Origin of the sequence: Flavobacterium sp. BFFFF1 (assembly GCF_002256285.1) — a bacterium.
Taxonomy (GTDB): Bacteria; Bacteroidota; Bacteroidia; order Flavobacteriales; family Flavobacteriaceae; genus Flavobacterium.
The window spans coordinates 1-9,215 of sequence record NZ_NKJE01000049.1; the positions used below are offsets into that span (position 1 = coordinate 1).

Annotated in this window: 7 protein-coding genes and 1 pseudogene; 4 read left to right on the top strand and 4 right to left on the bottom strand. The window is 41.4% G+C overall.

Annotated elements, in window-relative coordinates; translation table 11 throughout:
- Positions 1–995: pseudogene (locus tag CFE23_RS16090) on the bottom strand (hypothetical protein); the annotation flags it as partial.
- A 221-nt stretch (positions 996–1,216) separates the two neighbouring features.
- Between CFE23_RS16090 and CFE23_RS16095 the strand changes: the two are divergent.
- From CFE23_RS16095 to CFE23_RS16110, 4 genes are all read left to right on the top strand, one after another.
- Entirely contained in the window at positions 1,217–2,473 is a 1,257-nt protein-coding gene (locus CFE23_RS16095) for an NAD(P)/FAD-dependent oxidoreductase (protein WP_291090305.1), read from the top strand.
- Positions 2,474–2,780: 307 nt separating this feature from the next.
- Positions 2,781–3,335, top strand: a complete 555-nt coding sequence (locus CFE23_RS16100; RefSeq protein ID WP_291090307.1) for an AraC family transcriptional regulator — start codon at positions 2,781–2,783, stop codon at positions 3,333–3,335.
- A 29-nt stretch (positions 3,336–3,364) separates the two neighbouring features.
- Entirely contained in the window at positions 3,365–3,820 is a 456-nt protein-coding gene (locus tag CFE23_RS16105) for a response regulator (RefSeq protein ID WP_291090310.1), read from the top strand.
- 9 nt (positions 3,821–3,829) lie between these two features.
- Positions 3,830–5,626: an ATP-binding protein gene (locus tag CFE23_RS16110; RefSeq protein ID WP_291090313.1), complete on the top strand. Its 1,797-nt coding sequence runs from the start codon at positions 3,830–3,832 to the stop codon at positions 5,624–5,626.
- A 188-nt stretch (positions 5,627–5,814) separates the two neighbouring features.
- On the opposite strand, the gene CFE23_RS16115 is transcribed toward CFE23_RS16110, so the two are convergent.
- The 3 genes from CFE23_RS16115 to CFE23_RS16125 all read right to left on the bottom strand — a co-directional run bounded on the left by CFE23_RS16115 (position 5,815) and on the right by CFE23_RS16125 (position 9,201).
- Positions 5,815–7,446 (bottom strand): NADP-dependent glyceraldehyde-3-phosphate dehydrogenase, encoded by a 1,632-nt coding sequence (locus CFE23_RS16115; protein WP_291090316.1) that lies wholly within the window; start codon positions 7,444–7,446, stop codon positions 5,815–5,817.
- Positions 7,447–7,537: 91 nt separating this feature from the next.
- A complete protein-coding gene (locus CFE23_RS16120; RefSeq protein ID WP_291090319.1) occupies positions 7,538–8,044 on the bottom strand; it encodes a DUF2911 domain-containing protein in 507 nt (168 codons plus the stop codon).
- Positions 8,045–8,154: 110 nt separating this feature from the next.
- Positions 8,155–9,201, bottom strand: a complete 1,047-nt coding sequence (locus CFE23_RS16125; RefSeq protein ID WP_291090322.1) for an NAD(P)-dependent alcohol dehydrogenase — start codon at positions 9,199–9,201, stop codon at positions 8,155–8,157.
- Positions 9,202–9,215: the final 14 nt, after the last annotated feature.

Below are 9,215 nucleotides of genomic sequence, written 5' to 3' on the forward strand. Positions count from 1 at the left end.
TGTCTATTCCTTCCGAATCCATCGCCATCAGCGTCAAGATATTGGAGCTGGTTGTCATTGCAGTCTGAACTATTGGGTACGCCACAGCCTACAAGTGTAACAGAACCAAACCCATCGCCATCTGAATCGAGGTATTGAAATTGGCCGTCGTTGCAGTCACCATTGTTTGCTACACCACATCCGACAAGGGTATTTGCTCCAAATCCGTCGGCATCTGCATCGAGGTACTGTAATTGTGCATCATTGCAGTCTGAATTATTGGGTACGCCACAGCCTACAAGGATGTTAGAACCAAACCCATCGCCATCTGAATCCAGGTATTGAAGCTGGTTATCGTTGCAGTCAGTGTTATTTGCAGCATAGCCTATTGGCGTGCCCATACACGAGACTTGTTGTCCAGCGTTATTTCCGAAGCCGTCACCATCGCTGTCAACATAGTAGGTCAGGTTGCCGCTCACGGTAAAGGTTGCTTTATAATTGTTGCTGCTGTTGGAAGCGAAAATAGTCCCAAAGCACGTTGTTGATGCATCGGAATACACTTCAATCGTATAATTGCCAGGCGTTAAGCCTGAAAGCAGGTTGGTTGCATACCCTGTATCGGACCAACGCTGGTCAGCGCCGCCACAGCCGTTTGCGTTACCCAAACTATAACCGATAGTGTTTGAAACGAAACTTCCCGATGGGGAACCCGTTGGATAAATGCTGTAATACAATCGCGTGTTGGTCAAATCGCATGATCCGCATTTATAAACATTATGCTCAGCCCCCTTGAGAATAATGCCGTTGCCGCTGCCCTCACAGAAGTTTCCGAGATTTGCTCCTTGAAAATCAGGATTTCCCGTAGCCGCCTGCAGGTCAAAATAGGCATTTCCTCCGTTATTGATGTCTAAAACGATGAAGGTGGAATTGAAACCCGCCGACTGGCCATGTGCCTGCTGAAGACAGCAAAACAGTAAGAATAGAAGCGCTGATTGAAAGTGTAGATTTCTTTTCATGATTTCTTTTTTGGTTTTTATTTGATACAGTGTAATCAAAATCAAAATTAGACCAACGGCTTACATGGGTAAATAGGGCATATGTCGTATATTTCTTCGCAGCGCAGCATACGCTAAAGTTTTCATAAATTCGGTATCTGGACCGTATGCCATTAGCGAAAAACAATAAAATTGCTTAATTTTATGTGCCTTTTTAAAGGCAGAACCAAAGCAACAATAACATGGAAATTGTCGTAATAGGAGGGGGGTTCGCCGGGATAAACCTTTGCAAAGAACTGGCACACCATCGGGACATCCGGGTAACCCTGGTTGACAAAAACAACTATAATTTTTTTCCTCCGCTCATCTACCAGGTCGCAACAGCATTTTTAGAACCTTCAAGCATCAGCTATCCCTTCAGGAAGTTTTTTGCTGGAAAAAAAAACCTTCAATTCAGGCTTGGCGAACTGCAAAGGGTCATTCCGGAAGAAAATAAGATTATCCTTAACAACGGGGAGTTGCAATATGACGCACTTGTCTTTGCTACGGGTGCCGAAACAAATTACTTTGGAATGGAGAATGTCAGGAAAAATGCCATCCCAATGAAGACCCTGAATGATGCCATTGAAATGCGCAATACGCTTTTGAAGAATATCGAAAAAGCAGCCATATGTAAAGACATCCGGAAACGCAGGCAATTGTTGACAATTGTGGTGGCTGGAGGTGGACCTACCGGAGTAGAAGTATCCGGAATGTTTGCGGAAATGAGAAAAAATATACTTGTTAAAGAATACCCTGAATTACAGACTGTAGCGAGCAACGTTTATTTGGTTGATGGTGGTGATGCACTGCTTTCGCCGATGAGTGTGCAATCACAAAGCGACACGCTGGAAGCCCTCACTAAATTAGGTGTTGTTGTAAAATTGCACACCCGCGTCACTGACTACAAAGATGATACCGTATTTTTTGCCAATGGCGAAACAATACAGACGAAAAACCTCATTTGGGCTGCCGGGGTTAGTGCGAGGCAATTTGACGGTATTTCGGTTGAAAGTTATGGAAGGGGCAGGAGGCTTTTGGTGGATGAATACAACAAACTGAAAGGTGCCGATAATATTTATGCAATAGGGGACACCTGTTTGCAATTAACGGATATGGGTTTTCCCGAAGGGCATCCTCAGGTAGCCCAGGTGGCGATCCAGCAAGGAAAGAACCTCGCCAAGAACTTTAAACAGCAATCGAAGGGCCTTGCGTTAAAGCCATTTTCCTATAAGGATAAAGGTTCGATGGCTATTATTGGAAAAAATAAAGCAGTAGTTGATATCCCGAACCCTAAAATCCACCTCAATGGTTTTATTGCCTGGATGGCCTGGCTGTTCATACATTTAATATCACTGATCAGCTACAGGAATCGCGTACAAACTTTTTACAACTGGATGGTGGCTTATTTTTCAAAGGACCAGTCTCTGCGCATGATTATTCGTCCGGACAAAAAATGATATGTGAATCCTATAACATTTTATAGAAATCCCATAAACATTTTTAAGCCGCGTTTAGGCAATTTTGAACTGTAAAAATGCAATATTTATCTTATATATTTCAGTCGTATTGATTGCTTCCATACTCCCACACAAGGAGCTTATTTAGTATCGGCTCCTTTTTTTAATGCTGTAATTTTCAATGATAGCAATCTATTGGGAACGCTAACAAATTTTCGGTAAAAGTCAAATTTGCTGGGTTAATAAGGTGTTTTTTTGTGGTTTTTATATATATTTATAGAAATATTTAACCAAATAATTATCGTTAATGAAACTGTATATTAAATACGATATTAATATGGCCTGCCGTGTCATTATGCAGGAACAGATAGAGCGGCTTGGGTTGAAGTATAATCTACTTGAATTCGGGGAAATTGAATTGATAGACAGCATTTCTGACGAAGATCTTGCGCAGCTGCAAAGTTCACTTGCCCATTACGGCATCGAGATCATTAACAATCAAAAGAGCCAGCTCGTTCAGCGCATCAAAGACACCATTATCGAAATGATTTATGAAAAAGACAAATTACCGTTGTCTACCATTTCAAACTACCTTTCAGATCAGTTGAACCTAAGTTATGGCTACATTGCGAACATATTTTCCGAATATACCTATACGTCCATCGAGAATTTTATCATTATCCAGAAAATCGAAAGGGCAAAGAAATTAATTATTGAAGACGGCTTAACTTTAACAGAGATTTCGTACAAGCTGAACTACAGCAGTGTGGCGTATTTATCGGCGCAGTTTAAAAAAGTTACCGGACTCACACCGTCTATGTTTAAAAGGATTGTGGACAGGCGCAGAAGTATCAACAGCTGATTTTATTAAATCTAACATAAATCCCCATTATGTATATCGACAACAAAACACCCATGCACATTATCCTTGCCGATGACGACGAAGACGACAGGAATTTTTTTAATGATGCCATCCAGGAACTTAAGATGAATAACACACTCACGATTTTTAAAGACGGTGCGGAGTTAATCGATTATCTTGAAGACCCTGACAGCATAAAACCGCACATTATCTTTCTGGATTTGAACATGCCTTGTAAAACGGGTTTCGATTGTTTGAAAGAAATTCGCGAGAATACCAAGTTTAAAGATATTTCAATTGCCATATATTCCACTTCGTCATCAGAAAAAGACATCGAAGAAACTTTTATTGGAGGTGCGAATGTATACATCAAGAAACCAAACGATTTTACCAAACTGAAGAAAGTAATTAAGGACGTCGTTAATATGAATTGGCAGTTCCACACATCAGGATTGAATAAAGAAACTTTCTTTTTCAGTGTATAATGAAAACAAATGAAATTTACCCGGATATTCAGATTTTCAAACATACTGAAGCTTACACTGGCGATAGCCATCATCGCAATAGGTTATCTTACAACCATGTTTTATTTCCAGATGCGGGAATTGGAAACATCGGTAAAAGCCATTGCCAATTCAAATAACATCCAATTTGAATTAGAGCAAATTTCGACTCAAATCAATAAAAATGAATCGGCACTCCGCAGTTTCATTATTACTAAAGACAGCCTTTTCCTCAAAGACCGGTTTCTAGACAAACGGGAATTCGACTTAAGGATGTCGAAGTTGCAGGAACTAAGTTTGAAAAGTCCTGAGTCGCGGCTGGAAATTGACAGTCTTGCAATCAAACTGAACCAGCGTTTTGCCATTTTCAATGCAATTCTAACGGCAGCTTCCATAAATAATTACGATGTTAATACGCTAAAAAATAATCTTTTACGAAGCAATATTTTAAGTGATAATTTACAATCTTATTTGAATGCTGTGATTAGCCGGCAGCAGCATCTGGTCAATACGCAACATAAACTGCATAGTAAACGGATCAGTGAGTCCTCTTATACTGCCGTGGGGCTCGCCATTACCTGCCTGTTGATTTTCGGACTGGCTTACAGTAAAATGAAAAATGATATTATCAAGGTAAAAAAGGCCAATGATGATTTAAAATTCCTAAATGAAACGTTCAATAATGCCGAGAAGATTGCATCGTTCGGGCATTGGAAAGTGAACCTGGATACAAAAGTTTATACACTTTCTGATAATTTTTACCGACTGCTCGGCCGGGAGCCACAAAGTTTTGAAGCAAGCCTGGAAACAATTACCGAACTCATTCATCCCGACGACCGGGAGGCAGCGATCAGGGCCCATATGGAGTCGTTAATAGATTTGAAACCGACGTCTATTACTTGCCGGTATGTTTTGGATAACGGCGAAATCAAGTATTTGAAGTCAGTGGGGAGTTTTCGCAGAAACACGAAAGGGCAGTTGGTTAAAATCGGCGTAAATTCAGACATCACCCAACAATTTCTGGACACGAAGAAACTGAGTGAAAACAACCAAAAATTGGTTGAAATTAATGCGGAGCTGGAATCGTTCAACAGTATCGTTAGCCATGACATGCAGGAACCGCTAAGGAAAATTCAGATGTTTATTTCCAGGCTCGAAGCTAACGAGATGGAAAACATGACGGAGCAGGGAAAGGATTACTTTAACAAAATACGATTTTCGGCAAACAGAATGCAAAACCTGATGGTTGATTTGGTGAATTATGCCAGGGCGGTTAAGGGCGACCGGACATTTGTAAAAACAGATCTTAATGTCTTAATGAAGGTCGTCGTTGAAGAATTGTCGCTGAGTATTGATGAAAAAAACGCCACTGTTAAGGTTGATGATCTGCCGACAATTGAAGGCATTCCGTTTCAAATTCAACAGCTGTTCGTGAACCTGATTTCAAACTCAATAAAATATTCAAGGATAAACGTTGATCCGGAAATCCTGGTGCGAAACGAAAAAATTGCAGAAAATACGTTTTTTGATAATAAATTGATTGATCCTAAATCATACTATAAAATTGTCGTATCAGACAATGGAATTGGATTTCGCCAGGAATACGCTGAGAATATCTTTATGCTGTTCAGGCGGCTCGAAACAGACAAGAATTATTCCGGTACCGGATTGGGCCTTGCGATTTGCAAAAAGATAGCTGAGAACCACAACGGATTTATTTTGGCATATGGCAAACAACAAATCGGCGCCGAATTTCATGTTTATTTACCCAAAGAATCGACGGTGTAATTCTCCACAAACAGTCATTTGAATATTTTAACTATAATTTATATTATGTAAAATAGAAAAAATACGTGTAATATGCGCTACAATTGATAATACACAACAATACCATCCTTTCGAGATGGTATTTGTATCTTAAACCCCCGCTTGAATCCAAATAATCCCATAGCGGTCTTTCGATAACGCTTAATCTGTCAAAAAATAAATTTCGTACTCAGGAAATTGGATTTGTCTTCGTTCACAACCTCGTTAATCAATTTCTTGTTTTCATCGGTCATTTTAAATGCTACCAACGATCTTATAGAAAACGACCTGATGGCATCTGTGACCGACAATGTTCCTTCGGCGCTGTCTTTTCTTCCCGTAAACGGAAACACATCCGGGCCACGTTGTGACTGGGTATTGATGTTCAGGCGGCTTACCTGATTCACCAGCGGATCAATGAGTTCTGACAGCTCGTCGGCATCGTTCGTAAAGATGCTGACCTGTTGTCCATATTTGGTGTCAATAAGGTACTGAATTACCTCCTCGGCATTTTCAAAAGGAACTATCGGCACGATCGGTCCAAACTGTTCTTCGTGGTAAAGCCGCATATCGCTGTTCACCGGATATACCACAGCAGGAAAGAAAAATGATGCAACTGACCTGCCTCCATTTGCATTAACCACCTTCGCTCCTTTGCTTTCTGCATCAGCAATACAGCCATTTAGGTATTCAACTTTATCAGGTTCCGGCAATGGCGTTAAGGAAACCGCGGCGTCCCATGGGAGACCAAATTTCAATTCAGATACTGCTGCGCTAAACTGGCTAACAAATTCGTCTGCAATGCTTTTATGTGCCCAAACGATTTTGAGCGCCGTACACCGTTGGCCATTGAATGACAACGAACCCGTGAGCACTTCCTTTACAGCCAATGGGATGTCTGCTTTTGAAGTGACAATTGCTGCGTTTTTGGCGTCCAGACCAAGAACTGCCCTCAAGCGGTTTACTTTCGGGTGCAATTTCTTAAGTTCATTGGCCACTTTACTGGAACCAATTAAAGTTAAAACATTAATTTTACCTGACTGCATAAGTCCGGGAATGATGACATTTCCCCTTCCATATAAAAGATTTACAACACCTTTAGGAAAACTCTCCTGAAATGCCTGTTGCAGCGGATAATGCAGCAACGTTCCAAACTTGGGTGGCTTGAACAAAATCGTGTTGCCCATTATTAATGCTGGAATTAATGTTGTAAACGTCTCATTTAAAGGATAATTATAGGGCCCCATACACAATACTACTCCAAGTGGAGAACGCCTTACCTGTGCGGCAATACCTTCTACGATTTCAAAACGGGACGAATCGCGATCCAGATTTTTGAGCGCATCAATTGTAGCATAAATATATTCTACGGTACGGTCAAATTCCTTCACCGAGTCGGCATGGGATTTTCCAATTTCCCACATGATCAGCTTGACGATAATTTCTTTTTTGCCAATCATTTTCCCGGTGAACTGCTCGACACAATGAATGCGCTCGGCGACACTCATTACAGGCCACTCGCCTCTTCCGTCGCGATAGGCATGGACAGCGGCGTCAAGCGCTTCCTGAGCTTCATTTGCTGTCGCCAGCGGATAACTACCGATTAATTTTTGCTTTAAACCTTCCTGCTTCCTGATGTAAATTGGCGAAAAGACTTGGTGTACATTTCCGTTCCATGGTTTCATTTCGCCGTTTACCAGATACTCCCGCTGGTGTATTTCTGAAATTCGGAATGCTTCGGGAATTGAATCTTCTGATACAAACAGATTGTTTAGGTGATCTTCAAATTGTGCTGCTTCCATTTTTGTTTATTTATTGGTTACAAAAAAGACATTGTCCTTTTCTGAACAATGTCTTTTCCTGAATTAATAATATTATATGTAATCAGATGAATTATTTCACTTTAAAAGAAAGTTCCCATTTTTCCCAACTTAATGTAATATTGTCTTTATTAACATTGTAAGTCAGCTTTTCAGTGCTTGCTGAAGTGGCGCGTGGCTTCACTTTTACCCTAAGCTGATCCTGCGCCTGATCATATTTGTAAGCACCCCATTGTTTTACGACCTTGTTAAAGATCAGGGTCGATTCTTTCGCATTCGGGATTACAAAAAAAGAATAAGTACCTGCTGGTAATTTTGATCCTTCCACCATGATGTCTTTATCCGTTGTGAATGTGGTAGCTTCATTTGCGCCAGCGCGCCATACTTCGTCAAACGGCACCAGTTTTCCCCATATTTCACGGGCTCTTACGGAAGGGCTTCCGTAGTTGATTGTAATTGAACTCCCATTAATGGTGCCTGTGGCCGTTTCCGCCGTACTTAGTGGTTTCTCCTGCGCTAAAACGGCTGAAGAAATTCCGAAAATCATGAAAAGAATGCTGAGTGTAACACGTTGTTTCATATAGGTTTATTTGTAAGATTGCAAAGTAAATATACACACATCAAAAAAAACAGCGGCCTATTTTTGCTTAACATTAACATTTTTAAACCGCTGTTTTTATTTTGATTATACTATTTTAAGGACGCCATGTCAACGACGAAGCGGTATTTGACGTCGCTTTTGTCCATACGCTCATAGGCCTTGTTGATGTAATCCATCGGGATCACTTCAACGTCTGACGTGATGTTGTGCTCCGCGCAGTAATCCAGCATCTCCTGGGTTTCTGCAATGCCCCCAATTAAACTTCCCATAATACTTCTCCTCTTCATAATCAATGTAAACGCCGGTATTTGAGCGGGTGCCGGTGGCGCGCCCACGACAATCATGGTGCCATTTGTATTCAGCAGATTGAGGTAAAAATTGTAATCGTGCGCGGCAGAAACCGTATTCAGGATAAAATCAAAAGAATTGGACAGTGAAAGCATTTTTTCTGCGTCTGAGGTCAGCGCAAAATGATGTGCACCGAGGCTTTTTGCATCGGCTTCTTTTGAAGGTGTCCCGCTCAACATCGTTACTTCAGCACCAAACGAAACCGCAAACTTCACCGCCATATGCCCAAGTCCGCCCAATCCCAAAACGGCCACTTTATGCCCTTTTCCCACGTTTAAGTGGCGTAATGGTGAATAAGTTGTAATTCCTGCGCACAATAGCGGTGCTACTTCGCTAAGGTTTAATTTATCAGAAATGCGCAGCGTGTAACTTTCGTCAACGGTTATTCCGGTAGAATATCCTCCGTAAGTTGGGATTTCGGTCCCGCGCTCAAAACTGTTGTAAGTTCCGGTCATGCCCTCCTCGCAAAACTGCTCCTCTCCTGCTTTACAATTTGCACAGGTACGGCACGAATCTACAAAACAGCCAACACCGGCATAATCCCCTGCTTTAAATTTAGTGACTTCACTGCCGACTTTTACCACACGACCTACGATTTCATGTCCCGGAACAAGCGGATAAATGGCTGGTCCCCAGTCTCCTTTTGCGGTATGAATATCCGAATGGCAGACGCCACAATACAAAATTTCGATCTGCACGTCGTTTGGCCCGGGCTCACGGCGCTCAAAGGAATATGGTTTTAAAGGATTGGTAGCATCATAAGCGGCATACGATTTAACTGGTATCAGTTTTAATTGGGTTT

Excerpts from the sequence above, each read along its gene's own strand:
- CFE23_RS16095 (WP_291090305.1), top strand. The coding sequence starts at position 1,217 with ATGGAAATTGTCGTAATAGGAGGGGGGTTCGCCGGGATAAACCTTTGC.
- CFE23_RS16100 (WP_291090307.1), top strand. The coding sequence starts at position 2,781 with ATGAAACTGTATATTAAATACGATATTAATATGGCCTGCCGTGTCATT.
- CFE23_RS16105 (WP_291090310.1), top strand. The coding sequence starts at position 3,365 with ATGTATATCGACAACAAAACACCCATGCACATTATCCTTGCCGATGAC.
- CFE23_RS16110 (WP_291090313.1), top strand. The coding sequence starts at position 3,830 with ATGAAATTTACCCGGATATTCAGATTTTCAAACATACTGAAGCTTACA.
- CFE23_RS16115 (WP_291090316.1), bottom strand. The coding sequence starts at position 7,446 with ATGGAAGCAGCACAATTTGAAGATCACCTAAACAATCTGTTTGTATCA.
- CFE23_RS16120 (WP_291090319.1), bottom strand. The coding sequence starts at position 8,044 with ATGAAACAACGTGTTACACTCAGCATTCTTTTCATGATTTTCGGAATT.